Raw genomic sequence first — 26,808 nt, 5'->3', positions numbered from 1 at the left:
CTACTCAGTTTCCGCTGTCTTCTTTGTTTGCTTTGTTATTGTTCTTTTCATTTTTATTATCGCTATTTTTCTTGTCTTCTTGACCTCCGCTATCCTCGTTATTATTGCCGGATTCAGATTCACCGTCATTGCTTTGTTTGCTTTTTGTATCGGTCTCAGCGGATTCAACAGTTCCTTCCGTTTCACTATTAACCGTTTCACTGCTTGCGCCGTCCAACCGAAGGACACGTATTTGTTCAGCAACATTTTGGTAATAAATCAGTTGCTGTGCATCTTCGACCGATAAACTTACTTTAACGGTGTTTCCAGTACTTTCTCCACCAGAATTCTGATCGACCTGCACAACATTTACTTTTTGAAAAAGTCTTTGTGACGTCATGTTGTCTTCTTTTTTATAAACAACAACAATATCAACTTTGTCACCCTCGGTAAGTTGCTGATCCAAAATCACATTTTCGGTTACATTCAACAGAACGACTCTGTGATCAGCTGGGATTGAAGTTGATTCTCTTACAACATAGGGAGTTATGAAATTTCCTTTTTCCAAATCGACTACTACAATTTGATTCTCGAGGTCTGCTTTACGATTGAAATAATTGCCCGTTTCGTCCGGTTTAGAAATTTCCTTCCAGGTAATATCATCGGATGACAATGTTTCATTGCTTCCAATATCGTTTGCGGCGACAGCAACTTCAACCGTCTCACCAGACTCTGCAGCAATTTTCTGCACCTGTTGAATAACTAACCCACTGACAACTACTGCCAAAATAAATGCAAGTAATAAAAATATAAATGCTTTTCTCTTCGCGTCAACCATTATTCTCCACTCCAATATTCTTTACTGCACTAACTGAGATTTTTATTGTATTTTCGATGTTTGTTATTTCATCCAATGAGGAATAAAAACTATACTTATTATCTACCGTTTCTTGGACAATCAATGGGATGTGACCTTTTGTCTTCTCAGATAACACCTTAATTAGTTCATTCAGATGTCCCTTACTTATTTTTTTGGAACTCTGATTATTTTGAATCAGGTTGTATTTATTCATTGAAGCGATTGGTTTTCCAGTACCTCTCAACTTATTCGCCTTCGCGTGCTCAATTGTGTAATTTTCCATTTGACTATTGAGGAGACTCCAATCAAACAATATTTCATTAAATGTCTTATCTTCAATACCTGTTAAAAGATTTAGAAGATGCACTGCTTCAGCATCATTTGATGGATAGGGTACAGGAATTAATCTGGACTCCGGTAAATACAAGTTTCTCAGCCTCATTAATGATTGCTGTTTTTTTTGGCTGGGCTTATATAAGTAAATGATATTGCGGTTCAACTCTTGGTTATCCATAAATTGAATTTCGTCAGTCAGATTTACAGGTTGTTCCTTTTCATCAGGATTAAAAATAAATTCATGTGATTTAATTAATGGATGTTCTTCAAGAAACCTATTAGCATTTTCGATGATAATTGTCGTTTTTTCTTTTACTGGGGCTTTCACTATTGTTCCTCCTACACCTAACAAACTAGTTAAAACTACACCGTCAGCAGAAATATTGTTGCAAATGCAATAGCTGGACCAAACGGCATCATTTCATTTCTTTTTCTTGCTCCTGAATATAGTGCAATAATTCCAATCAAAAAAGTAAGAATACATGAGATTAATAATAATTGATAGATAAAATCCAATGATGTCCCTAAACCAATAACCGTTACCAGCTTAATGTCCCCCCCGCCGATGCCACCTTTAGAAATTACTGCAATTACCAATAAAAAAATAAATCCAAATGCAGCTCCAAACAAACCATTAATTATTACCCCATTAAACAGTTGTATAAACACGATGCTTGGGATAAAAATAGCTAATAACCGATCAGGTATCACCATAAACCAAGTATCCAGGATTGCGGCACACACGACTAAACATGCTATATAAATAGTAATCATCCCTATATTTTCAGGACGATTCAGTGAAATAACAATTAAAAAAAAGTATCCTAAAAACATTGCCAGCAATACTTCTATATTATTTATTCGTGAAACAACCGATTTATATGGGTCATCATGAGATAGTGCTATAAAATAAACGCAAGCAGCACAGAGAGCTATTATTATCGTAATAATCGATAATCCCCACAAAACACCATCAATCCCTCATTATTTTCTGTATTTCCACTCGGACATTTCAAAGCAACAATCAATTCCCTGCGTACCATATATATGGTAAATATTGTAATAATGCATACTTATATACTATTTATGATTGCACAAATATTTTATGTGTCAATAATGTTACGGTTTTCGGTGTTTTTCTCATGGTTAAAAATACCTGCATAATACGGTAATAAAGCGTGATTTTTACTTTAAAATCGTGATTAAAGTCATGATAAATTTACTTTTTATACCATTTAATGTTATTAAATGGTATTTATTTAGTAATATTAATCGATTTTTATAATTGTTAAATAAATGTCATTTATCCTAAATTAAGAATAAATTCATAGTAAATATTGTTCATATTTTATGGATTAAATTGGCATACAATAACATTCGTTTACTGCAAAAGATATATAAAAAGAAAGGGTGTAATGTAATGGCCAAAAAGAAGAAAAAGAATTATAGTGATTTTTCAAATGTGAGAAGTGTACAAAACAATCTGATCCCCGAAGAATTTCCGGAAGGTCCATTTGGATCAACGATAAGTGATGAGGAACTCGCGTACAGTAAATCAACACCATGGGAAGAAGGGCAACATCGTCAAAGTGGATTTGTTTATGAAAATAAGGAACTGCATGAGGACTTACCGAGGCAGGCACCTGGCGCACATCCGATTCATGATGAACCGGGTCCGGAACAAGAAGAGCAGTAGTTCCCGAAAGAACTACTGCTCCTAATTTAATCAATATGTTTAATAATAAAGTAAGCACAGCCAAAATTACAATACTCATACAGGTAATCATCTATTGTACTCATTTTTGTATCAAAAGTTGCTTTAGGGTTTTGATCATCGTAAAAGCCTTTTAATCGAAGCTGGTCATAGCCCCAATCACCTACGATAAAATCATATTTCGACAAAATATCAGAAAATCGTTCATTAAATACTTCCTCTTGAAAGCCATTTTTACTATTCTCGATAATCTCGTATTTTTTTCCTTGTATTTCAATCAATATAAGTCACCCCACTTACGCTGACTATAGTTTATCATATACTGGCATCACACTACTACTAATTTTCACAACAAATAGTTGCATGAATTTCCATGTGATACACATAACTAAGTTCGTAATTTATTTTTCGTCTACAGGGAGGAAAAACATGAACAGGTTATGGTCATTATTAATAATAACATTTATCGCAATTATAGCACTTGTGGGTTGTGGTACTAATAATGCTACCGATAAGCGGGAAAATATTGCGGAAGAACTTGATCCCGGAAACCGAAACCAGAATCCGGATCAGAATAATAAGCTTGGGTATGTCAGATATACAAAAGACCAGATCCAGACAGATGCTGAAAATAAAAATTCAGTAACCATCGACCGGACGAAACTGGCCAACATGATAACCCGGATAATATTGCAAAATGACGAAATTATTGAAGTTGCAACATTAGTTACTGATGAAGAAGTGCTAATTGCATTTTCCAAAAATGCTGATATAGATTCTAATACTGCTGCAGATATCGCAAAAAAATCAGCAGTATCTGTAATGCCGGAACGCTTTGAGGTGTATGTTTCTGAAAACGAGACGCTGATGCAGGACATTCAACGTCTGCATAACTCAAGTATACAAGGAAAAAATTATGATAATACAATCAACAGAATTAAAAATGAGATGAAAAAGTCTCCACAAGGGATGGATAAATCGTAAATTAACAGACATAACATCTTTTTGGCAAGGAGGTGATCATAGATGTCCAGGCTTTTTTACGCATTAATAAGTCTGATGTTTCTGTCGGCCATAGCTCAGACACAGGCTGTGCAGGCAGAAGAGGATTTATATGATGAACGGATGGCATTATACAAAAAAACCGAAGCATTAACGCAAGTTCCCTGGTATTACTTGGCAGCGATCGACCAATATGAACGTAACAGTGATAATGACAATTCGGATGAAAAGGTAGTATCCATTACTATTCCAAATGAACAGTGGTATGGACTTGGAAACAGTTCGATGATTAAGAATGAAAACATCATTCAATTTTTTCATGGAGCAGGGAAAGATGGGAATGGGGATGGTAAAGCAGACCCTAAAAATCCCGAAGACGTTTTGTATACAATGGCCAATATAATTCTGGAGTACGGGCCGGCAAAAGATGAAGTGAAAATTGCTCTGTGGAATTATTACAAGCGCGATCTCACGGTTCAAACGATTATGAACACTGCCATGGTTTTTCAAAAATTTAATAAGATAGAACTGACAGACAGAGACTTTCCGGTTTCCATTGACTACAATTACAGCTATCGAAGTACATGGGGGGACCGCAGAGGATTTGGCGGCTTACGAATTCATGAAGGTACTGACATATTTGCTGACTATGGTACACCTGTAAAGTCCACCACATATGGCGTAATTGAGATGAAGGGCTGGAATCTCTATGGTGGATGGAGGATTGGAATCCGGGATATATATAATATTTATCATTATTATGGTCACATGAGCGGGTATAATGACGATATTAAAGTTGGCCAGGTTGTCAAACCCGGTGATGTTCTCGGTAAAGTTGGTTCCACCGGTTATGGTCCGCCTGGTACATCGGGTAAATTCCCACCTCATTTACATTACGGTATGTATAAAGACAACGGAACCAGTGAATATTCATTTGACCCATATCCTTACTTGCAGAAATGGGAGCGGATGGCCAAACAAAAGGACTAAAGTGTTACCAAAAGATCCACCAATAAGTAAGAGCCTTTACCAATTAAGGTAAAGGCTCTTGCATTTTGAGTGTTATTATTGTTTGGATTTTTTAACAGCATTTGTAATACTTGCTGCCAATCCTCCCCAAATGATTACCATGGCGATTATCATAAAGACTATTGAAACACCACTCATTTAATTAGCCTCCCTTTCTTCTTCAGCTGATGCCTTTGAAGAGTTCCACTTCATCAATGCCAGTATCACTCCGATAACCACTGCTCCTCCGGCAACGAACCAGCCGCCGTAAAGGATAAAGGCATCGGAATATCCGCCATAGTTACCTGTTTCTGTCTCAAACAATTTCAACAAGTTCTGCCTGAATAATCCGAACATAGTATAGCCCAGAACAACCGGTGTAACAATCGTTAAACTGAATGTCCACCAGCCCCGAAGTTGAATATCAGAAATTTCATTCGCATGATCTTTGAAATCCCCCAGTTTACGCAGGAACCAGGCAATTAAGATGACTTCAACCAAGCCAAGGAATGCTACACCGAATTGGTTAATAAAGTAGTCGGCAGCATCAAGGAAGTTTAATCCGCCTTGTGTAGCAAACAGTAATGAGATAACTGCTGCAGTTCCACCACCGAATATAACGGCTTTGCTTCGTGAAATATTGAATTTATCCATCAAACCTGCAACATACGTCTCAGTAATTGACATAAGAGACGTCAACCCACCCAGAACCAGTGAGAAGAAGAACAGGAATCCGAATAATCCGTTTAATGCAGGGAATTCATTAATGATTGCAGGGAATACGACAAATGCCAGTCCTACACCGCCTGCTACTACTTCATCAACTCCTACACCCTGCTGTGCAGCCATAAATCCTAATATTCCAAACACACCAATACCACAGAGTAATTCAAAGCTCGAGTTTCCGAAACCAACGATAAATGCGTTATTCGTTAAGTCTGTTTTCTTAGGTAAATAACTTGAATAGGTTATCATTATCGCAAATGCGATAGACATACTAAAGAATATTTGACCATATGCTGCCACCCATACATCAGGTTCCATAATAGCACTGAAATCAGGTGTGAAGAATGCTTCCAAACCTTGGAGTGCACCAGGTAAAGTAATTGCCCGAATTACGATAATAAGGAAAACAATTATCAATGCCGGTATAAAAATCCGGTTCGCAATTTCAATACCTTTTTTAACACCTTTGAAAAGAATCCCCAGAACAACCAGCCATACAATTATTAATGGTATAAGTATACCGGGAACAAACGAACCAACTTGACCTGCGGGTACATGGTTTAAAAAATCATTGTACAGGAATGCTTCCGTATCAGATCCCCAGTTTAAATTGAATGAGAAAATGGAATAGTTTATTGCCCAGGCAATAATGACAGAGTAGTAGGTTGAAATAACAAAGGCAACTAACACTGCCCACCAGCCAATCCACTCTACCTTCTTTCCACCCATTCGTTTGTACGTTAATGGTGCTGAGCCACGGTATTTATGCCCCATGGTGAATTCCATAATCAGTATCGGAATTCCTGCTGTCAATAATGCAATTAAGTAAGGAATTAAAAATGCTCCGCCACCATTTTCATATGCTACGGACGGGAACCGCCAAATATTCCCCAAGCCAATTGCAGAACCTGCAGCTGCCAAAATAAAACCTGCTCTTGTCCCCCATTGAGAACGAGTTTCCATAATTAGACCTCCTCTTTTTCCCCTTATTACATCAGAAAGTTGATATGACAGAAAATCTTTACAATGTTTGTTTTTTTCTGATATTTATGTATGTATTATAACGGTACTTTTTGACTATGTCAAAGCAATATTGAAATTTTCTGTATTAATTTTATATTTAGTAAATAAAAATGTCCTTCCACCATTATGATGAAAGGACAATGTCGAATTTATAGTCTTTTAATTTTCTTTTACCATTGATTTAATTACCAGAACAACGGCTGCCATAAGCAATAATGTTGCACCAAGCGCCAAAAGCACCTGCCCTGTCAAACCGATTACCAGGAAGCCAAGACATGCTGCAACTGCTGCAATTACAGCATACGGCAACTGGGTAATAACATGTTCAATATGATTCGATCCCGCACCTGTTGATGACAGAATCGTTGTATCTGAAATTGGTGTGCAATGGTCCCCAAATACAGATCCTGCTAATACTGCTGCCAGTGAAGGTAACAACATCGATACATCTGTCAGAACTGCCACTTCTGCTGCAATCGGCAGCATGATTCCGAATGTTCCCCATGATGTACCGGTGGCCAGTGCCATCAGACCTGCTATAATAAAGAACAATACCGGCAAAAATGCTGAACTGATTGAAGCATCACTAACGATTTGTGCTAAATATTCGCCGGTTTTAAGTGTGCCGATAATAGAACCAATCATCCATGCCAGCAGCAATATATAAATTGCCGGAAGCATTGTTTTAATACCTTCGAACAAAATAGTTCCCCAGTCAGCTTTAGGCTGACCCTGCTCCAGATGGAACAATAAAGCTGTCAATACCGCTGCCAGTCCGCCAATAAATAAGGAGAGATTTACATTTGTATTTGCAAATGTTGATAATAACGTCACATCCGCTCCACTGGCATTCACCCCCGTTACAATCATAGATCCTACCGTAGCAACGACCAGAACAAGTATTGGGATTAGTAAATGATAAACTTTACCATTTATATGCGGCTCTAATGCATCACTTAGATCTCCCGGTACCTTACCTCCATCCGGTTTAAGTAATTCACCTTCAGTAACAGCACGATGTTCGTGCTCACGCATCGCGCCAATATCCACTTTAAAATACGCCACGATAAATACAAGTAATAAAGCAGCCAGTGCATAAAAATTAAGTGGTACCATTTTTATAAATGCTTCCAGCGGCTGAATGCCTGTTACTTCGTTTGCCGCAAGCAGTCCGCCAATGATTCCGATGATGTACGCACCCCAGCTTGATATTGGCGAAATAACCGTAACAGGTGCTGACGTCGAATCAATAAAATACGCAAGCTTTGCCCGGGATATTTTATGCCTGTCCGTCAACGGCCGGGCAATTTGTCCTACAGCAAGGCTGTTAAAATAATCATCGATAAAAATAATTAATCCTAATACACCTGTCATAAGCTGAGCGCCTGTACGGGTCCTGACCCGCTTAATCATCAAGTCTCCGAAAGCTCTGCTTCCACCGGACGCTGTCAAAAATGCCGTCAATATTCCCAGCAATAACAGGAAACTGAGTAAGAGTAAATTTCCTGTGTTAATTGCACCTTCAGTTACAAAAATCTGATAAAATATAATACCTATTTCTTTAACTGATCCAACAATTGAAAAATCATGAATAAATAATGCCCCGACTACAATTCCTGCCCCCAATGAGAGCAATACTTTCCTTGTCAGTAAAACGAGTACCAGCATAATAACTGCCGGAATAATTGAATAAATAGTTCCTTCCATTGTTGCTGCCTCCATTTCTGTGATAAAGTGCATGAGGCTGGAAAAAAAACGCAAAAAAGCAATGATAGAAAATAACCTACCATTGCTCCTGCAGTATACGTTATCCTCCATTTCGATCAGTAGTTCTCCATGCACTTAGTATCAGCATGACAGTATGCCCTTTATTCAATAGCACACCAGCAATAATGAATCCGACCTCCATTATGCTTCGGCAAACAACCCTTTCATCAATCATCATCGTTTGTCTTTACTCCAATTGACTATTCATGTTATCCGCACCTCTACCTCACCGATCTGATAAGGTAATGCCATATTTAATTACGAATTATATTGTACCAATTCACTCCTGTTTCTGCAAGGAATCTTTCGGGATTGAAATGGATGGATTTTCACCGTTGCCACCGAAAAACTCCGGAATATCTCCCATGATTACACGTTGATCGATATATATCTTATTCTTCACCTCTGTAACATCCGTTGAGAATGGCACAATGACCTGAACATCGGCCTCGACCATTAAATAAATTTCGATAATTGCACCGTTAATACCTATATCCTGTTGCTCAGTAACGACATCCGTTCGTACTGCACCAGTCAGTTGCAGGTTCACCGGAACTCTCGGCCCTAAATTGGCAAGTACGGTATTTCCTGTAGCCTGCCCAATTGGGATTTCCACTACGGTCGGATCTTTTTTAGGCAGATTTTCTGCACTTCCATCGTACTCCGGTGTTTCATGCAGCTGTTCTTCATACCTTGGCTGTCGACCTTCATTCATACTGATAAAAAACTCTTCAACACGATCTGTTGCAACCCGGTTTATTTCACTGATTACATTTTGATTCCATCCAAGTGATGTAATGTTTCCTTCATCATCTTCGGTAACCGTTGTTAATATATCCTCAAACTGATAATCTTCGGCAAATCTGACAGCTGAATTTATTGCCCTTGATGCAAATTCATTTGTTTTCTGTTTGGCAATATCCATTAGAGGGTCTCTAATTCCCTGGTCAATCACCCATATACTTAAACCAACCATACCAGCAAATATAACCATTGTTAACACAAAAATATTTTTCACGGGAGGTGGTGTCCGTGTTTTTCTGTTTCTTCGGAATAACATTAGCTGCCTCAACATAAAAACCTCCTTAAAACAACTTATGCTTGTTTTAAAGAGGTTAGAATTCGATATTTTTAATTACTATTGAACATTACAGGAAGTGATTGTAACATTCAACGCTGATGCCAGATCCAGTTCATATGGAGAATCCACAAGTGTACCATTTTCCTTGAAAATTCGTATGATTGGCCGATCACAAAGATGTTTATTCTGTCTGATGACGACGCCTGATTTATTATTGCTTAACGTAACGGTTAATCCATTTGGGTATATCGTTATACTCTTTTTAAATGCTTCAACCATATCTTTATCAAATAATTTAACAGCTCCGGCATACAGTATTTCCAGCCCTTCGTGCGGAAGCATGGCGTCCCGGTAAACACGGTTACTTGTGACCGCATCAAAAACATCGGCAATACCAATAAGCTTTGCATACTTGTGCAGCTCATCCGCTTTTATACCTCGGGGATAACCCGAGCCATCCAACCGTTCATGATGCTGAAATGCACAATGTGCTGCCAGCAACGGAATGTTCTCCTGCTTTCGTAAAAAGTCATAGCCTACTTGTGTATGACTTTTAATGATTTCAAACTCTTCATCCGTCAAGTTACCTGGTTTTTGCAAAATCTCTTTATCAATAAAAACCTTGCCAATATCATGAAGCATTGCACCTGTACCAATTTCGGAAAGTTCCTTTTTGGACAATTTCAGTTCAATCCCGATTGCTAGTGAATAGATTGTGACATTTATCGAATGCTGAAAAATGTAATCATCCGTTACAAAAATATCAGCAAGTAATGATAATGTCTCCGAGTTATTTTGTATCTCATCCATAATTTGCTGAACAATATCGGCAAGTTTCTTTCCGTTTTTGTTCAGTATAAATGAGTTATTCATATAGCCATCTTTTTTCATGTCGGAAAAGGTTTCTTTAATTGTACTGGTAGCTTCCAATCGAAGCTTTTCAGGAATTGGCGATTCAATATGAATATCACTTGTTAATTCATCTTCTATGTATACATATGTTATACCCTGCTCATATAACCGCCTGATTATTCGCTGTGTTAAACCTAACCCTTTATGTATCAGTACCTGGCCGCTCTCATTGTAAATCGTTTGAGCGAGAATTGTACCAGGTTCAATTGATTTTGTGCTTACAAGTCTCATATTGTTCTCCTAACTTCAGCTTGTGCAACAACTTTCGTGTAATTTCGACAAATCTCCTCTAAATGATACCAAAAAATACCTGAAATTGCTAGATTAATGTTAGAAAACTTGGCTTATCGCCAAGACTTTATGGCGAAAGCCTTAGTTGCACTTATGCAGTAAGAAAGAATTTATGCTTTCTTAACTGCCAAAATAAATATGCCTTCCAAATTGGAAGACATCATTTTAAGATATTTTAATCAGCGCTTCTTTACCCGTCATTCCTGCTTCCCATCCATATTCTTTCGATGCATCCGTTATTTTTTGCAATGGTGCATTCAGTAAATCATCAATCGTTTTTACACCTGTGGCACGGCCGGCAATAACCTTTCTTTCTGCCAGAACATTGTTTAATACATCCACATCCAATGCACCGCACATAATGTAGCCCACCTCATTGGAAATTACCAACAGATTTGTTTTTGGAAGTTCCACAGTAATGGCAGTAAAAAACATTCCTTCCACTTCCAATGGATTTACAGTAATCATTTAATTGAATGCCTCCCTCTTCATGTACACAATATGTTATGCATCAGGGAGGCACAATGTCACTAATTAGTAATCGTGCTGCAGTGTATATGTCAACAGATCACGAAGGAACTCCGGCAAAAAGTACTTCTTCGTTTCCGATTTGGCTATTTCCGGCAATAACCTGCCAAATGTAAAGGTATCCGCTGTCGCCACTGCATATGTTTTTTCCTGATAAAGAGGTTCACCGTTAAACAAAACCTGTTCAACGACCTCACTCCCATCATCCAAATAATACGTGTCAACTTCAATACCGGAGAAAATCATTCTCCCAAGAACTTCACCGCGAAAGCCGAAGCCTTTTAACTCCAGTTCCGTAACATCCTTCGTATAAGAAGCGCGAATCACTTCCAGCAGTTCATCCCCATTCAACTCTACAACACACGGATTTATCGGGTGTGGACAGATGCGGTGAATATCTTTGTGTGTAACATCACCGGCCGGGAGTTGATCAAGCAATAAACCCGAATTCAGCATCGCTACATCCGCACTGGTCCATTTATATAACGTATCAGTCAGCTTCTGCATAATTTTTGTATGACTGAACCATTTGACCTCGATTGGCTTTTCAAGATGAATGACAGTCTTTCCAAGCAATTTGTCCGCTTTATCAGCCAATTCGTTTAAAGACTGTTCCGTTGCCAGGTCTTTTGCCAGATGGGTAATGTCTTTCGTATAAGCTTCTTTTTTTACTAATTTATTTGTGGCATGATCCCAAGTAAGGATAACCTCGCCAACAAATGCACACTGTTTACCGGCAGCAGTGATAATGGTGTCATTTATTACTTCACCGGTACGCAATAAATGATGGGTATGACCGCCGATAATTACATCAATTTCATCAAACCGGCGGGCAATTTCCTGGTCTTCGGTAAGACCTAAGTGAGAAAGGAGAATGACCACATCAACAGATTGTTTTAGTGCATGTATATATTTTTCCAACGTTTTATGCGGAGGTGAAATATGCCAATCCAACAATTCATAAAATGCATTGAATGGAGCAGTCAGACCGATTACACCAATTTTCACACCCTGAACGGATTGGATGCTTACGGTTGGCTGCAGCCAGTCAGGTTCCGAATCAGCCAAACTGTGTAAATTAGCACATACCACCTGAAAGTCCGCATTATCATATAAATGATGAAGATCCTCATGCGCAAGAGTGATCCCTTCATTATTACCGATTGTCACGAGGTCATATCCCGCATCATTCATCAACTGTACATTCGCTTTCCCCATAAATGCCTCCGCAATCGGGTGAACCCGATCAACATGGTCCCCGATGTCAATTAGCCAGCAGGAATTATTTTCTGCTAATTTACGATCCTTTTCTTCCTTTAAATAACCGGTAACCCGCGGCCAATTCTCAAAACTGCTATGTAAATCATTTGTATAATAGAAATAAAGCTTCTCCTGCATGTAATCATGCTCCTTATATCAATCCTTCTAAAAAATCAAACGGATACCAACGATTATCAGGATAATACGTAATACCCATTCAAGTATATTACCACTGGTATTCTGGTTTGTTTTAGCTCCAAGTTTGCCGCCAATCCATGCTCCCGGTATGAAAAGCAGCGCATACTCCCAAGGCACATGACCTAAAGCAATATGTGTACTCGCGCTGATTATACTAATAAATAAAATCATAAACATCGATGTCGCCGTCGCAATATGTACAGGTAACCCGAACATAAGTATCATCGCCGGCACCATGATTGATCCGCCGCCAAGGCCAAATAATCCGGACATTGTTCCGACAATTAATGAAATGATAAATGCCGGTAAAAACGTAACCTTATAGTGATAGGTTTCACCATCCACTTCAAAGGTACGATAATCAGTTGCCGATAGCTGCTTGTCCCGCGGTTTTCGTTTTATGAAAAACAACAGTGAAATAACGATTATTAAAATACCAAAGTATAATGAAAAGTTTTCTGTGTTTAAATACTGATTGAGCCATGACCCCAAAATACCACCAGGAATACTGCCGGTCAAAAAAAGCAATCCTGTTTTATAGTCAACTCGTCCTTTTTTAACATAGGAAATAGTCGATGAAAATGCCGTAAATACCATCGTAACTAATGAAATACCAACAATCATCTGTGGCAGCGCCCAGGCAAATTCATCAGAAAACTGGAACATAAATATCAGGCTGGGAATTAAAACAACACCTCCGCCCAACCCAATCAAACTTCCAACAAATGCTGCGGCAACAGCAATCAGAAAACAAATAATATAAACCAAAGTAATCCCTCTCTACTAGATGCTATATTTCTTATAGTAGCACTGATTTGGAATGAAATACATTATTTCATGCTGCATACAGCCGGATCTGTATTTTTCATGTTTAGTTTTCGGGCCGGTGTTTGTGTTGTTCTGCCGATGTTGCCGCTGTTCTGCCGATGTTTCTCCCCTTCTGCCGATGTTCCTGTTTTTCTGCTGATGTTCCATCTGCTCGCAACCTGATATTCACTTCACCCTTCATTACTATAATCGTATCTCGACCCAAAAAAGTGTCATAAAAATTAATTATTTTTTTGCCACCTTTTATCTTCGGCATACGATAGTAGTAATGAGAAGATAAAAAAAAGGCCCGCCGGAAGCGAGCTCTTTTATTACACAATATTAACCAATTGAACCTTCCATTTCCATCTTGATCAGACGGTTCATTTCAACTGCGTATTCCATTGGAAGTTCTTTTGTAAATGGCTCGATAAAGCCCATTACAATCATTTCAGTTGCTTCCTCTTCGCCGAGGCCTCTGCTCATCAGGTAGAAGAGTTGTTCTTCTGAAACTTTGGAAACTTTAGCTTCGTGCTCCAATGAAATATTGTCATTGTTGATCTCGTTGTATGGAATTGTATCAGATGTTGATTCGTTATCCATAATCAGTGTGTCACACTCGATGTTGGAGCGTGCACCATCTGCTTTACGTCCGAAGTGAACAAGTCCACGGTAGTTAACTTTACCACCTTGCTTGGAAATCGACTTCGAAACAATTGTTGATGAAGTATTTGGTGCCAGATGATGCATTTTTGCACCGGCATCCTGAACTTGCCCTTTTCCGGCAATAGCGATGGACAGTGTATTACCACGTGCACCTTCACCTTTCAGGAGACATGCAGGATATTTCATAGTCAGTTTAGATCCGATATTACCATCGATCCATTCCATTGTACCGTTTGCATCAACGGAAGTTCGCTTCGTAACCAGGTTATAAACGTTATTTGCCCAGTTTTGAATGGTTGTGTAACGGCAATACGCATCTTTGTGAACGAAGATTTCCACAACTGCACTGTGCAGTGAGTTTGTTGTATAAACCGGTGCTGTACAGCCTTCCACGTAGTGTACGGAAGAGCCTTCGTCAGCTATAATCAAGGTACGTTCAAACTGCCCCATATTTTCCGAGTTAATCCGGAAATATGCCTGCAGTGGTGTAGTGGATTTAACACCTTTCGGAACATAAATGAACGATCCCCCGGACCATACTGCTGAGTTCAATGCAGCAAATTTGTTATCTGATGCTGGAATAACTTTACCGAAGTACTGTTTGAAAAGTTCTTCGTTTTCCTGCAGTGCCGTATCCGTATCCTTAAAGACAATACCCATCTCTTCCAGGTCTTCTTTCAGGCTGTGGTATACAACTTCAGATTCATATTGTGCGGATACACCAGCAAGATATTTTTGCTCCGCTTCAGGGATACCTAATTTATCAAATGTCTGTTTAATTTCGTCAGGTACTTCATCCCAGGTTTTACCCTGTCTTTCAGATGGTTTTACATAATAGACGATCTCGTCAAAGTTCAATTCTGAAAGATCACCGCCCCATTGTGGCATTGGCATTTTATAAAACTGTTCCAATGCTTTCAAACGATAATCCAGCATCCATTGTGGTTCTTCCTTCATTCTGGAAATCTCTTCAACCACTTCACGAGTCAGTCCTCTTCCAGATCGAAAAACGGATACGTCTTTGTCATGGAAGCCATATTTATACTCTTCCAATTCCGGCATGTTTTTTGCCATGCTGAATACCTCCTTATAGTGTTCGTACTTATATTCCTAAACTGTTTCACACAGTATTCCTTTTATTCCTGAACACCTTTTTCCATTGCTTTCCATGCAAGGGTAGCACATTTTATGCGCGCAGGAAATTTAGAAACCCCCTGCAGTGCTTCAACATCCCCAAAATCAATATCTCCAAGATCCATTTCTTCCCCGAGCATCATTTGCGAAAAAGCTTTTGACATCTTCAGTGCATCTTCCAGCTTCTTACCTTTGATTGCCTGGGTCATCATGGACGCGGATGACATGCTGATGGAACATCCTTCGCCTGTAAACTTGGCATCTTTGACAATTCCATCTTCCACCTGCAGTTGCAGCTGAATCCGGTCACCGCAAGTCGGGTTGTTCATATCAACGGTCAGAGCGTCTCCTTCAACAGTCCCACGGTTCCTCGGATTTTTATAGTGATCCATGATTACCTGTCTGTATAGTGTATCAAGGTTATTAAAAGACATCACCAAAATACTCCTTCGTTTTCAAAAGTCCATCGACTAAACGATCAATATCTTCCTCTGTGTTGTACAGATAGAAGCTTGCACGTGCGGTTGCTGTAACATCAAGCCACTTCATGAGCGGTTGTGCACAATGATGTCCTGCCCTGACCGCAACACCTTCCGCATCAAGGACTGTAGCGGTATCGTGCGGATGAACATCATCCAGGTTAAAGGTAACCAATGCTGCCCGTTCTTCCGGTCCATACACGGTTATCCCATCAATTGCACGGATTTTTTCCATTGCATAAGCCGCGATTTTGTGTTCATGTGCTGCTATGTTATCCAAACCAACTTCATTTAAGAAATCGATTGCTGCACCCAATCCGACTGCACCGGCTATAATAGGGGTTCCACCTTCAAATTTCCACGGAAGTTCTTTCCAGGTTGAGTCGTACAGGTTAACAAAATCAATCATTTCCCCGCCGAATTCTACTGGTTCCATGTTTTCAAGGTGTTCCTTTTTGCCGTATAGAACGCCAATTCCGGTTGGACCACACATCTTATGACCTGAGAATGCATAAAAGTCACAATCCAAATCTTTTACATCAACTTTCATATGTGGTGCTCCCTGTGCCCCGTCAACAAGGATAACTGCATTGTTTTCATGGGCAATTTGCGCAATTTCTTTAACCGGATTTATTGTTCCAAGCACGTTGGAGACGTGTGTTACCGCAACGATTTTTGTATTCGATGTCACGGTTTCCCGGACATCATCCAAGGAAATAGTTCCATCATTCTGTAATGGAATGTATTTTAATGTTGCACCCGTAGCCTTTGCAGCCTGCTGCCAGGGAATAATGTTACTGTGATGTTCCATCTGATTAATCACAATTTCATCACCTGACTTCAGGTTTGCTCTGGCATAACTGTATGCAACTGTATTAATAGCTGTTGTTGTACCACGTGTGAAAATAACCTCGGCGGTACTATCGGCATTGATAAACCGCCGAACTTTCTCGCGGGCACCTTCATATTTCTCCGTAGCTCTGGTACCCAGCGTGTGAACACCGCGGTGCACGTTTGAATTGTCCTGCCGATAGTATGTATCGACAGCTTCAATAACTGATAATGGCTTCTGCGATGTTGCTGATGAGTCAAGGTATACCAAAGGATGTCCATTAACTTCCTGGTTTAATGCAGGAAATTGCTGCCGGATGGCTTTTACATCCATTAGTAAACCTTCCTTTCAATCACCTGTGTCAGCTGTTCTTTAACAGATTCAATTGGCAATTCGTTAACTACCGGTGCAAGGAATCCGTGAATGATCAACCGTTCAGCCTCTTGCTGTGTAATACCGCGGCTCATCAGGTAATACAACTGAAGCGGGTCAACGCGTCCGACAGATGCAGCATGCCCTGCGGTAACGTCATCTTCCTCAATTAATAAAATTGGGTTCGCATCGCCACGTGCTTTTTCACTTAGCATCAGAACGCGTGATTCCTGCTCTGCGTTGGAGCGTGTCGCACCATGTTCGATTTTCCCAATACCATTAAAAATTGCTGTTGATTTCTCTTTCATTACGCCATGTTGCAGAATATGTCCCTCTGAATCCTGACCAAAGTGAACAATCTTGGCGGTGAAGTTTTGCGTCTGTTTTCCACGGCCAACTGAAACGGCTCTTGCATTGGATCCAGAGTTATTGCCAATCAAATGGGTGATGTTTTCAGATACGGTATTACCATCATTCATCTGCCCCAGAGCCCAGTCAATTTTAGCATCGCGGTAAGCAACACCACGACGGTTAATGTATGATGTTGTTCCTGCTGCAAGATTATCAACAGCGCCAAATGAAATTTGTGCATTATTATTGGCGATGACTTCCGTTACAATATTTGCAACTGTTTCCTGTTCAGGATTTTGTGATACGTAGTTTTCCACATATGTCAGGGAACTATTATCATCCGCTACAACCAACACATGGTTAAACAACGCAGATTCCGGATCTTCCTGCCAGAATACAACGTGAAGCGGTTCTTCCAATTGTACATTTTTCGGAACGTACACAAATGCCCCACCGTTCATTAATGCAGCATGAAGCGCAGTCAAACGATGTTCATCCACAGAAACTGCATCTTTCATGTAATAACGCTGCACCAATTCCGGATGTTCCCTCATTGCTGTGAAAATATCGGTAAAAATAACACCTTTTTCTTTCAGCTCCTCATTTACGGAAGCATATGCAAGTGTATGATTACGCTGGATCAAAAGGTTTCCTGTTTTATTTTCCATATCCAGAAATTCCTGAATATCTGCCGGCAAGTCATTTAGCGATGAAATCTTCTCGCTTTGTACTGCTTCATGCTTAAACTTACTGAAATTCCATCTGGTGATTTTTGTTTTATCTGGTTCTGGCATTTCCAGCGAATCAGCTTGTTTCAAAGCTTGAAGGCGTAAATCCCGCATCCATTCCGGTTCATTATTATCTTGTGAAAACTGGCTGATGTATTCTTTGTCGTATGGCAGCTTTGTTTCTACAGTCATTTTACCCCTCCTAACTTTTTACGCTTTTTGTTCAACTGTTTCATCTTCAATGCCAAGCTCTTCTTTGATCCAGTCATACCCCTCTGATTCAAGGCGCTGTGCCAGTTCAGGTCCACCAGATTTAACAACACGTCCCTGCATCATGACATGCACTTTATCCGGAGTGATATAGTTCAACAGACGCTGATAGTGTGTAATAATCAGGCAACCGAAGTTTTCATCACGCAGCTTATTTATTCCTTTAGAAACTACTTTCAATGCGTCAATATCCAATCCGGAGTCAATTTCATCCAAAATGGCAATTTCCGGTTTAATTAGCATTAATTGAAGGATCTCATTACGTTTTTTCTCCCCGCCCGAGAATCCTTCATTCAAATAGCGTTGTGCCATGTTTTTGTCAATTTCCAGAAAATCCAGTACGCTGTCCATTTCTTTAATGAACTTCATCAAAGAAATTTCATCGCCTTCCTCACGGCGCGCGTTAATGGATGAACGGAGGAAATCAGATGTTGTTACACCGCTGATTTCACTTGGATACTGCATACCAAGGAACAGGCCTGCACGTGCACGCTCATCAACTTCCATTTCCAGAACGTCCTCACCATCGAGAATTACTTCTCCTTCAGTGATTTCGAATTTTGGATGACCCATGATAGCTGAAGCCAATGTTGATTTACCAGTACCATTTGGTCCCATTACTGCATGGAACTCGCCACCCTTTATCGTAAGGTTTACACCTTTTAATATCTCGTTACCTTCAATCTGAACATGAAGATTTTTGATTTCTAGCGTAGATCCTGCCATGTCGATACCTCCAATTACTTTTATTGTGCTTTTTTTAAAATGGATATTACATCCATTCTCAATCTATTCTCATTATAATCTTAAAGCATTTCGAATTTATTATCAACTCTTTCATACTGTAGTTACGTGGTTAAATAATTTGTTGTTTTCTTCTGAAAATATCCGTATTTCTACATTATTATATATGGCTGTTTTCTAAATTTCAAAATGAAATGCTGGCACCCAATCTGAGCACCAGCATCCTTTTGTATATCTATTTATGAAGTTGACTGTCAAGTTCAGCTACCATGTGTTTACACTGTTCATAATCCTTTTGTCGTCTCTTTTCGACTGCAATGCGATTTTCCAGCTTTCGTTCGTATTCTGCAAATCCAATCTTATGCGATTGCTGCATTGCTTTCTCCATTTCAGGAGTGTAATTCATCTTTATGCCACTATAAATAGTGAATCATCCTTTCGATTTGTTTACGATACTTAGCGTATCACAGGAACGGTTCCCACGACAAAGCGGATTTAAACGTTTTAAATCGAAAGGGATAATGTTTAAAAGTGTTAAAAATACTTAGCAACTATTCCTTTAATCATAGAGCAATTTCCTGCTGATTGCTGTAAAATCCTTAAAATTCGTCAAGAAAAGCTCATTTAGTTCCGTCAACCGGAACAACTGCACCTTCAAATTCTTCTAAAATGAAGTTTTGGATTTCCTCTGAGTGCAGCACATCAACCAATGTATTCAATGCTTCATTATCTTTATTTTCTTTTTTCACAGCGACGACGTTAACATATGGTGACTCTTCACCTTCAATGGTCAACGCATCCTCCATTGGGTTTAAATCAGCCTGAATGGCATAGTTTGTGTTAATCGCTACGAGTGTATCCTCTTCCGAATTATACAACTCAGGTAAAAATGCCGGATCATAGTCATATGAGAACGTTAAATTTTTCGGGTTTTTCACAATATCATCGGGTGTTGCTTCGACCTTTTTAACGTCTTCATCAAGTTTAATCAGGCCTTCGCGTTCCAGTAATGACAGCACACGGCCATGGTCAGCAACAGAACGGCTCATCAGCACTTCCGTTCCCTCTGGTACTTCATCAATACTTTTAATCGATTTGGAGTAGATTCCCATAGGTTCAATATGAATTCCTCCAAGGTGCGTAAAATTATACCCCGCTTTCTCGATCTGGTCATTTAAATACGGAATATGCTGGAAATAATTTGCATCTAGGTCACCATCTGCAAGGGCTTCATTCGGCAGAACATAATCCTGGTATTCTTCAATCTTTAACGTAATTCCTTTTTCCTCCAGAATTGGTTTTGCTTCCTCTAAAATCACAGCATGCGGCGTACTCGAAGCACCAACTTTTATTTCCGTACTATCCGAGCTCCCTTCGCCTGAACCACCACAGGCTGCCAACAGTAATACAATTAATACAGATATGAATGCCAATATCTTTTTCATTTAATCTCGCTCCTTTTTTATCTTTTGTCTAATTTATTGGAGATAAAGTCACCAATGAATTGGAAAATAAACACAATAATTACAATAAATATGGTACAAACAAACACAACATCAAACTCGCGTCGCTGGAACCCAAAGAAGTATGCATAGTTGCCCAGTCCGCCGGCACCAATAACACCAGCCATAGCAGTATAACCTATCAGGGCAATTGCGGTAACGGTCAGACCAGATATAAGTGCTGGCATGGACTCAGGCAGCAGTACCCGGAAAATAATGGTCCTGGTTTTTGCGCCCATTGACTTCGCCGCTTCAATTACTCCTTTATCAACTTCCTTTAAAGCAATCTCAACCAGCCGACCGTAAAAGGGTGCCGCTCCAATTATCAATGCCGGCAGTGCTGCATTTGGTCCGCGAATGGTACCAATTAAAAATTCGGTAAACGGAAAGAGCAGCAGAATTAAAATGATAAACGGGATTGCCCGAAAGACGTTTACAATTGTTGCAACAACAAAGTTCAGAAACTTATTTTGCCAGATTCCCCCCTTCATTGTCAGATACAGAAGTAATCCCAACAGTATTCCAAATATAAATGTTCCGATAAGAGCTATGATGGTCATATAAAATGTTTCATATGTCGATACCCATAAGTCCTGCATGTCCAAATTGGGGAACAGCTCAGTCAGCATCACGGACCACCTCCACTTCTACCGACGTTTCATTTGTTATATAATCAATGGCGTTATCAATTTCTTTCAGATCACCATCAACCTGAACAAATAATGTTCCGTAAGTACCATGCTGTGTTTGCGTTATTTTACCCTGAAGAATGTTAATATCAATAGCGAATTTTTTGGCAACTTCACTAATTAAAGCCTGGTTGGTTGTCTCTCCGATGAAATGAAGGCGAATAATTTTACCACTGCTATAGTTATCAATTAAATGTGCAATATCTTCGTCCTCATCATCAGATCCCATTACCTGCTGGACAAATTTCTTTGTAACGGGTTGCTTCGGGCGTAAAAACACCTCAAGCACATCACCCTGTTCAACGATTCGTCCTTCTTCCATCACTGCAACCTGCTTACAAATCTTCCGGATAACATGCATTTCGTGGGTAATCAGTATAACTGTCAACCCAAGTCTTTCGTTAATGGATACCAGAAGATCCAATATGGCATTTGTAGTTTCCGGATCAAGTGCAGATGTTGCTTCATCACAAAGGAGCACTTTCGGTTTGTTGGCAAGTGCCCTGGCGATGCCTACCCGTTGTTTTTGACCACCGCTCAACTGTGATGGATAGGCGTTTTCTCTCCCAGCAAGTCCGACAAGTTCAATTAACTCCTGAACCCGTTGCTCCCGTTCACTCTTGGGAACTCCGGCAATTTCAAGGGGAAATGCAATATTATCCTTCACCGTTCGTGACCAAAGTAAATTAAAATGCTGAAAAATCATCCCGATTTCCTGACGGGCAACACGCAGCTGCTTGGTATTTAAAGCTGTAATCTCCTGCTCGTCGATAACAATTCGCCCATCGGTTGGTTCTTCCAGCCGATTCAGCAATCTGACAAACGTACTTTTTCCGGCACCACTGTAACCAATGACACCGAATATTTCACCTTCTTTTATATCAAGGGTTAAATCGTCAACCGCTGTAATGTCATTATTATTTGATGTGAATACTTTACGTAAACCCTCTATCGAAATCACAAGTACTCCTCCTTCACTCACTAATATATCCAATTAAATAAGAAAAACGCCCTTCTGTAAGAGAACAGAAAGACGTAAATATATGTAGTCTTCACGTTCCCTTATCTGTCAAAGCAATTGCTTTGCAGGAATTGGCACCTTTCAAATAAAATACATTTGAGGTTGCCGCGGTCTCATAGGGCCAGCCCCTCCACCGCTCACGATAAGAGATAAAATTTATTTAATTTAAAATCGATAATCTAGATAATAGCACGCTTATTTCGACATGTCAATCATTATTTTTCAACAAACAACGCTGGTTCATATTCCAGTAAATAGCTGTAAATATTTGGAATGGACTTGAATGCATAGACCTTTTCTTTAATTTCATTACCATCTTTAATTAACAAACAGGGTACACTTTCTATTTTATTTTCCTGCATAAACTCTGGATTAAGCGAGGCATTCATCTCGTAAAAAATACTCTCACCATGAACGGATTCAATTTTATCCAGCATCGTTCTGGCCAACGCGCATGTACCGCAGAATGGTGTATAAATGTATAATAAATAATGATCTTGTTCCAATGTTCTTTCTGTTACTTGTTGCAAAGAAATCACCCTAGATTAAAAATATAGGATTAACCTCAATTCGCTTGCCTGCCAGCGTTGTTGCGAGAACATGTTCAGGAGTTGTTGCCACTTCCCGATATTCACTGCTCACATAAATATGCTCCGCATGCGGCAGCTCCCGTCTCAATTGTTTACGCAGTTTAATTCCTGAACTATCCTCATCAACCAGTATATAGACATCTCTGTTATCCAGGTCATACGTTTCCAATAGTTCATCAAACTTTTCGACACCAAGTGTTCCGTTTGTACATATTACCTCGGCGTCATCCGTTATCACTTTTCGGACTTGCTTTTTATCAGTCAATCCCTCAACAATAATAACTTTTTCTGACTCCTGTGTCATCCGTATTGCACTCCTTAGCGGTAAAAGCTTTTGAATGAAATACAATATTTTTCATTATACTACTATTCGTATGTTCTAACCATTGTAAAGTATTATAAGGTTTTTCGAGGCGTATACAGCATAGTCAGCAGAAAAAATTTCCGCATCAATCCACCATTATAAAAAGCTGACTTTCCCCGATAGAGACAAGTCAGCTAAATGATTAATCTTCTTTAATTACGTCTTCGTATTGTTCAGCGGATAACAGTTTATCAAGTTCAGAATCATCGGAAGGCTCCAAAACAACCATCCATGCTTTTTCGTAAGGAGATTCGTTAACAAATTCGGGGCTGTCCTCCAGCTCTTCATTGATTTCCACAACTTTTCCACTGATTGGTGCGTACAATTCAGAAACTGTTTTTACCGATTCGACACTTCCAAATGGCTCATCTACTTCAACTTCATCGCCTTCTTCAGGAAGTTCAACAAATACGATGTCTCCCAGTTCATCCTGTGCAAAATCAGTGATGCCGATTCGTACCTTGTCTCCCTCTTTTTTAACCCATTCATGTTCCTCAGAATATAACAAGTCTTTTGGCAAGCTCATTGAAATCCCTCCGTTAATTATTTGCATTATAAATATACTAAGTATCAATACGTATTACTAGTATTTCAACTTATTTTTACAGCCATTTTTCATTGAATGTTTCTTCCTTAAATCCGACAGTAACTTTTTCTCCGTCCGTTACAATCGGCCGTTTTATCAGCATGCCGTCAGATGCCAGAATTTCAGCCATTTCCTCGGTACTCGCATCGTTAATTTTTTCTTTGATGTTCAATTCACGATATTTCTTTCCACTTGTATTGAAAAACTTTTTTGCAGGAAGTTCACTTTTTTCAATAAAATCCAATAGCTGATCCTTTGCAGGCGGTTCATTTACAATATGTATATCGGTATAATCAATTTCATGTTCGTCCAACCACTTCTTCGCCTTTTTGCAGGTACCGCAATTTGGATACCAATAAAATGTTAATGGCATGTGCACCCCTCCTTAACAGTTTTATTCCCTGCCTTTATTATAGCAAATAAACCGAAGCATAGTCGATGAAATTACAAACTCTTTTTTAACTGATATATTATAATAAGAGTCAAATCGATAAATCAGTAATCTCTTCCATTAAGGAAAAATATAGACTCCATCCATGCGATAAAGAAAAATAGTGCCGTAAAAACACTAGGGGGAAAATTATGCATTATATTCAATCCTTGCCAATATACTTCATCCTGCTATCCCTTATATTTTATATTCCTGTAAGATATTCTTTTTTGCAGCGCAAGGGTATAAAAATAGAATACTATAAAGAACTCATTTGTATTTTGTGGATCATTTACCTGGAAAGTTTGCTTTATCTGACCATTTTTCCGTCCGGGCATGTCATTCACAGTGAATGGGTAGGGGTAAATCTTGTACCATTTGATACGATTGAGGATTACCTGTTTTTATTTTCACACGGATACATGTCCACTGCCATAATCAATCTGATTGGTAATATCATTGTGTTTATACCACTTGGTATTTTGCTCGTATTACTTAATAAAAAAATAACGCCTATAAAAATGATCACGATAGGTTTCGGTTCCACGCTTACAATTGAGACAACACAGCTTGTTTTCTCAATGTCAGGTTTACTTTCCCGAAGTTTCGATATTGATGATCTGATCTTAAACACGCTAGGTGTTATTATCGGATATACTGGTACGAAAATAGCGCTATATATAATTAATCATATAAAACCACCCTCCAGCAAAAATTAGGAGGGTGGCAGTTTATTAGATTACGTATTTTTCTTCTTCAATAATCTTCGCAGCAATCTCACGTTTTTTAGCAATAACATTGGTTGGTGTGTGACGGGTCAATTTACGCAGTGATGACAGCATCATCCGTAATGTATCACCCTCTTCAACAGCAATCAGTGTTTCTTTGGCATCTGCTTCAATACGGTTAAATGCTTCCTGTACATACACTTGTGTGTAAAGAAGTTTTTGCATCGCCTTTTCTGCTCCATCTTTGTTGATTGCTTTTTCAGTACGAAGAATTGCAGATTCCATGTTATAAACCTCTGCTGTCATATCGGCAAGGTTAACAAGGATTTCCTGTTCGTTCTCCAGCTTCTGCATATATTTCTGTGCAGCAAGTCCGGCACCAAGCAGTACCATTTTCTTCGCATTTTTCAAGAGGTATTTTTCCTGTTCAAGGGCTTCATCGCCAACTTCTTCAGGCATCATCATCATGAGCTCTTCCTGCAGCTTCTGTGCCTCCTGAAGCAATGGAAGTTCACCTTTCATCGCTTTTTTCAGCAATGTTCCCGGAACTAGCAAACGGTTAATTTCGTTTGTTCCTTCAAAAATACGGTTTATACGGGAGTCGCGGTATGCACGTGCAACTTCATATTCTTCCATAAAGCCATATCCACCGTGTAACTGAACAGCTTCATCTGTAACATAATCAAGGCATTCCGTTGCAGTATATTTGTTCATTGAGCACTCAATTTGATATTCAGCAATCGCTTTTGCAACTTCACGACCATCCTTCAACTGCTCATCAGTCAGTGCACCCATGCGTTGTTCGAACAACCCGACAGTACGGTAAACTGCACTTTCATTGGCATAGGTTCTTGCTGCCATTGTAGCTAATTTTTCTTTTGTCAGATTAAAACTTGAAATTGGTGTATTGAACTGTTTACGTTCGTTCACATATTTTGTTGCAACTTCGATTGAACGTTTGGATCCACCAACACCACCGATTGCCAGCTTATAACGGCCAACGTTCAAAATGTTGAAGGCAATTTTGTGACCTTTTCCTTTTTCACCGAGCAGATTTTCAACTGGTACTTCTGCATCTTCCAGGACCAGTGTACGAGTTGAAGAGCTCTTAATACCCATTTTTTCCTCTTCCGGTCCTGTAGAAACACCCGGAAATTCACGTTCAACAATAAATGCAGAGAAATGTTCACCATCGATTTTTGCATAAACGATGAAAACATCTGCAAATGCTGAGTTCGTGATCCATTGTTTTTCACCATTTAAAATGTAATGTGTCCCAGCTTCGTTCAATTTTGCTGTTGTTTTGGCACCAAGTGCATCTGAACCTGAGCTTGGTTCTGTCAGCGCATAAGCTGCCAGTAATTCACCGGTAGCAAGCTTCGGAAGATATTTTTCTTTTTGCTCACCGTTACCAAAGAATACAATCGGAAGTGAACCGATACCAACGTGTGCACCATGTGTAACCGAGAATCCACCTGCACGGGAGAATTTTTCAGTAATCAGTGATGAACTGATTTTGTCCAGATTCAAACCACCGTATTCTTCCGGTACATCAGCACCTAAAAGGCCGAGTTCCCCTGCCTTTTTCAACAGGTCCACAGAATGTTCGAATTCATGATTTTCCAGATTTTCAACTTTTGGCAGTACTTCACCAGCTACAAAGTCTTCAGTCGTTTTGGCAATCATTTTGTGTTCATCTGTGAAATCCTCTGGTGTAATGACATCATCACCAGTAAGGTCTTCAATTAAAAATGCTCCACCTTTAAATAATTTTTCTTTTGTCTCGCTCATTCAAATCGTTCCTTTCCGTTATGGAATATTAAGCTGGGCG

The 26,808-nt window shown here is 39.4% G+C and carries 31 protein-coding genes and 2 riboswitches; of the genes, 4 read left to right on the top strand and 27 right to left on the bottom strand.

Annotated features, from left to right (window positions below; genetic code table 11):
* Nucleotides 1–4: 4 nt before the first annotated feature.
* The 3 genes from cpaB to G6R02_RS05450 are packed head-to-tail and all read right to left on the bottom strand — an operon-like array spanning nt 5 to nt 2,140.
* Nucleotides 5–817, bottom strand: coding sequence for a Flp pilus assembly protein CpaB (gene cpaB / locus G6R02_RS05460; protein ID WP_164668232.1), 813 nt, complete (start codon nt 815–817; stop codon nt 5–7).
* Nucleotides 810–1,502: a hypothetical protein gene (locus G6R02_RS05455; protein ID WP_164668231.1), complete on the bottom strand. Its 693-nt coding sequence runs from the start codon at nt 1,500–1,502 to the stop codon at nt 810–812. Before G6R02_RS05455 ends, cpaB begins: the two co-directional genes overlap by 8 nt.
* 35 nt (nt 1,503–1,537) lie before the next feature.
* Complete coding sequence (locus tag G6R02_RS05450; RefSeq protein WP_164668230.1) at nt 1,538–2,140, bottom strand: prepilin peptidase; 603 nt, start codon at nt 2,138–2,140, stop codon at nt 1,538–1,540.
* 454 nt (nt 2,141–2,594) lie between these two features.
* Here G6R02_RS05450 and G6R02_RS05445 point away from each other — a divergent pair, with 454 nt between their 5' ends.
* Nucleotides 2,595–2,870 carry a hypothetical protein gene (locus G6R02_RS05445; RefSeq protein ID WP_164668229.1) on the top strand — a complete coding sequence of 92 codons (276 nt, stop codon included), beginning with the start codon at nt 2,595–2,597 and terminating at the stop codon, nt 2,868–2,870.
* Nucleotides 2,871–2,896: 26 nt separating this feature from the next.
* Here the strand turns inward: G6R02_RS05445 and G6R02_RS05440 are convergent, their stop codons facing one another.
* Entirely contained in the window at nt 2,897–3,169 is a 273-nt protein-coding gene (locus G6R02_RS05440; RefSeq protein ID WP_164668228.1) for a YutD family protein, read from the bottom strand.
* Nucleotides 3,170–3,317: 148 nt separating this feature from the next.
* Between G6R02_RS05440 and G6R02_RS05435 the strand changes: the two genes are divergently transcribed.
* The gene (locus G6R02_RS05435) at nt 3,318–3,872 is read left to right on the top strand and encodes a YhcN/YlaJ family sporulation lipoprotein (RefSeq protein WP_164668227.1); all 555 of its coding nucleotides are present in this window, start codon (nt 3,318–3,320) and stop codon (nt 3,870–3,872) included.
* Nucleotides 3,873–3,947: 75 nt separating this feature from the next.
* On the top strand, nt 3,948–4,880 hold the full coding sequence (locus G6R02_RS05430; protein ID WP_281347120.1) for a M23 family metallopeptidase: 933 nt from the start codon (nt 3,948–3,950) through the stop codon (nt 4,878–4,880).
* Nucleotides 4,881–4,955: 75 nt separating this feature from the next.
* Here G6R02_RS05430 and G6R02_RS05425 read toward each other — a convergent pair whose 3' ends face one another.
* The 22 genes from G6R02_RS05425 to G6R02_RS05320 form a co-directional block, all read right to left on the bottom strand.
* Nucleotides 4,956–5,057, bottom strand: a complete 102-nt coding sequence (locus G6R02_RS05425) for a methionine/alanine import family NSS transporter small subunit (protein WP_164668225.1) — start codon at nt 5,055–5,057, stop codon at nt 4,956–4,958.
* Complete coding sequence (locus tag G6R02_RS05420) at nt 5,058–6,587, bottom strand: sodium-dependent transporter (RefSeq protein ID WP_164668224.1); 1,530 nt, start codon at nt 6,585–6,587, stop codon at nt 5,058–5,060.
* 219 nt (nt 6,588–6,806) lie between these two features.
* On the bottom strand, nt 6,807–8,354 hold the full coding sequence (locus G6R02_RS05415) for a Na+/H+ antiporter NhaC family protein (RefSeq protein WP_164668223.1): 1,548 nt from the start codon (nt 8,352–8,354) through the stop codon (nt 6,807–6,809).
* Between the two features lie 112 nt (nt 8,355–8,466).
* Nucleotides 8,467–8,646: riboswitch (Lysine riboswitch) on the bottom strand.
* Between the two features lie 48 nt (nt 8,647–8,694).
* Nucleotides 8,695–9,489: a sporulation protein YunB gene (gene yunB, locus G6R02_RS05405; protein WP_164668221.1), complete on the bottom strand. Its 795-nt coding sequence runs from the start codon at nt 9,487–9,489 to the stop codon at nt 8,695–8,697.
* 63 nt (nt 9,490–9,552) lie between these two features.
* Complete coding sequence (locus tag G6R02_RS05400) at nt 9,553–10,638, bottom strand: HD-GYP domain-containing protein (protein ID WP_164668220.1); 1,086 nt, start codon at nt 10,636–10,638, stop codon at nt 9,553–9,555.
* A gap of 225 nt (nt 10,639–10,863) precedes the next feature.
* Complete coding sequence (locus G6R02_RS05395) at nt 10,864–11,166, bottom strand: YunC family protein (protein WP_164668219.1); 303 nt, start codon at nt 11,164–11,166, stop codon at nt 10,864–10,866.
* Between the two features lie 66 nt (nt 11,167–11,232).
* Nucleotides 11,233–12,624, bottom strand: a complete 1,392-nt coding sequence (locus G6R02_RS05390; RefSeq protein WP_164668218.1) for a bifunctional metallophosphatase/5'-nucleotidase — start codon at nt 12,622–12,624, stop codon at nt 11,233–11,235.
* Nucleotides 12,625–12,651: 27 nt separating this feature from the next.
* Nucleotides 12,652–13,452: a sulfite exporter TauE/SafE family protein gene (locus G6R02_RS05385; protein ID WP_164668217.1), complete on the bottom strand. Its 801-nt coding sequence runs from the start codon at nt 13,450–13,452 to the stop codon at nt 12,652–12,654.
* 15 nt (nt 13,453–13,467) lie between these two features.
* Nucleotides 13,468–13,659 (bottom strand): hypothetical protein, encoded by a 192-nt coding sequence (locus G6R02_RS05380; protein ID WP_164668216.1) that lies wholly within the window; start codon nt 13,657–13,659, stop codon nt 13,468–13,470.
* Between the two features lie 174 nt (nt 13,660–13,833).
* Nucleotides 13,834–15,231: a Fe-S cluster assembly protein SufB gene (gene sufB / locus G6R02_RS05375; protein WP_164668215.1), complete on the bottom strand. Its 1,398-nt coding sequence runs from the start codon at nt 15,229–15,231 to the stop codon at nt 13,834–13,836.
* 62 nt (nt 15,232–15,293) lie between these two features.
* Nucleotides 15,294–15,725, bottom strand: coding sequence for a Fe-S cluster assembly sulfur transfer protein SufU (gene sufU, locus G6R02_RS05370; RefSeq protein WP_164668214.1), 432 nt, complete (start codon nt 15,723–15,725; stop codon nt 15,294–15,296).
* Complete coding sequence (locus G6R02_RS05365) at nt 15,715–16,935, bottom strand: cysteine desulfurase (RefSeq protein ID WP_164668213.1); 1,221 nt, start codon at nt 16,933–16,935, stop codon at nt 15,715–15,717. The genes sufU and G6R02_RS05365 overlap by 11 nt, the downstream gene beginning before the upstream one ends.
* Nucleotides 16,935–18,245 (bottom strand): Fe-S cluster assembly protein SufD, encoded by a 1,311-nt coding sequence (gene sufD / locus G6R02_RS05360; RefSeq protein WP_164668212.1) that lies wholly within the window; start codon nt 18,243–18,245, stop codon nt 16,935–16,937. The genes G6R02_RS05365 and sufD overlap by 1 nt, the downstream gene beginning before the upstream one ends.
* A gap of 18 nt (nt 18,246–18,263) precedes the next feature.
* Nucleotides 18,264–19,049, bottom strand: a complete 786-nt coding sequence (gene sufC / locus G6R02_RS05355; RefSeq protein WP_164668211.1) for a Fe-S cluster assembly ATPase SufC — start codon at nt 19,047–19,049, stop codon at nt 18,264–18,266.
* A 253-nt stretch (nt 19,050–19,302) separates the two neighbouring features.
* A complete protein-coding gene (locus G6R02_RS19915) occupies nt 19,303–19,473 on the bottom strand; it encodes a YuzK family famiily protein (RefSeq protein ID WP_205520064.1) in 171 nt (56 codons plus the stop codon).
* Nucleotides 19,474–19,687: 214 nt separating this feature from the next.
* Entirely contained in the window at nt 19,688–20,512 is an 825-nt protein-coding gene (locus G6R02_RS05350; protein ID WP_164668210.1) for a MetQ/NlpA family ABC transporter substrate-binding protein, read from the bottom strand.
* Between the two features lie 17 nt (nt 20,513–20,529).
* Entirely contained in the window at nt 20,530–21,198 is a 669-nt protein-coding gene (locus tag G6R02_RS05345) for a methionine ABC transporter permease (protein ID WP_164668209.1), read from the bottom strand.
* Nucleotides 21,188–22,219 carry a methionine ABC transporter ATP-binding protein gene (locus tag G6R02_RS05340; protein WP_164668208.1) on the bottom strand — a complete coding sequence of 344 codons (1,032 nt, stop codon included), beginning with the start codon at nt 22,217–22,219 and terminating at the stop codon, nt 21,188–21,190. The genes G6R02_RS05345 and G6R02_RS05340 overlap by 11 nt, the downstream gene beginning before the upstream one ends.
* A gap of 98 nt (nt 22,220–22,317) precedes the next feature.
* Nucleotides 22,318–22,428, bottom strand: a riboswitch (SAM riboswitch).
* 66 nt (nt 22,429–22,494) lie between these two features.
* Entirely contained in the window at nt 22,495–22,809 is a 315-nt protein-coding gene (locus tag G6R02_RS05335; protein WP_164668207.1) for a thioredoxin family protein, read from the bottom strand.
* Nucleotides 22,810–22,819: 10 nt separating this feature from the next.
* Nucleotides 22,820–23,173 (bottom strand): toprim domain-containing protein, encoded by a 354-nt coding sequence (locus G6R02_RS05330; protein WP_164668206.1) that lies wholly within the window; start codon nt 23,171–23,173, stop codon nt 22,820–22,822.
* Between the two features lie 202 nt (nt 23,174–23,375).
* On the bottom strand, nt 23,376–23,759 hold the full coding sequence (gcvH, locus tag G6R02_RS05325) for a glycine cleavage system protein GcvH (protein ID WP_164668205.1): 384 nt from the start codon (nt 23,757–23,759) through the stop codon (nt 23,376–23,378).
* A 76-nt stretch (nt 23,760–23,835) separates the two neighbouring features.
* Complete coding sequence (locus tag G6R02_RS05320; protein ID WP_164668204.1) at nt 23,836–24,192, bottom strand: arsenate reductase family protein; 357 nt, start codon at nt 24,190–24,192, stop codon at nt 23,836–23,838.
* A 209-nt stretch (nt 24,193–24,401) separates the two neighbouring features.
* Between G6R02_RS05320 and G6R02_RS05315 the strand changes: the two genes are divergently transcribed.
* Complete coding sequence (locus G6R02_RS05315) at nt 24,402–24,968, top strand: VanZ family protein (RefSeq protein ID WP_164668203.1); 567 nt, start codon at nt 24,402–24,404, stop codon at nt 24,966–24,968.
* 15 nt (nt 24,969–24,983) lie between these two features.
* Here the strand turns inward: G6R02_RS05315 and G6R02_RS05310 are convergent, their stop codons facing one another.
* The gene (locus tag G6R02_RS05310; RefSeq protein ID WP_164668202.1) at nt 24,984–26,768 is read right to left on the bottom strand and encodes an acyl-CoA dehydrogenase family protein; all 1,785 of its coding nucleotides are present in this window, start codon (nt 26,766–26,768) and stop codon (nt 24,984–24,986) included.
* Nucleotides 26,769–26,808: the final 40 nt, after the last annotated feature.

Source organism: Virgibacillus doumboii (assembly GCF_902806455.1).
Classification (GTDB): Bacteria; Bacillota; Bacilli; order Bacillales; family Amphibacillaceae; genus Lentibacillus; species Lentibacillus doumboii.
The sequence above is the reverse complement of the archived record's forward strand: the minus strand, read 5'-3'. Positions and strand labels throughout refer to the sequence as shown.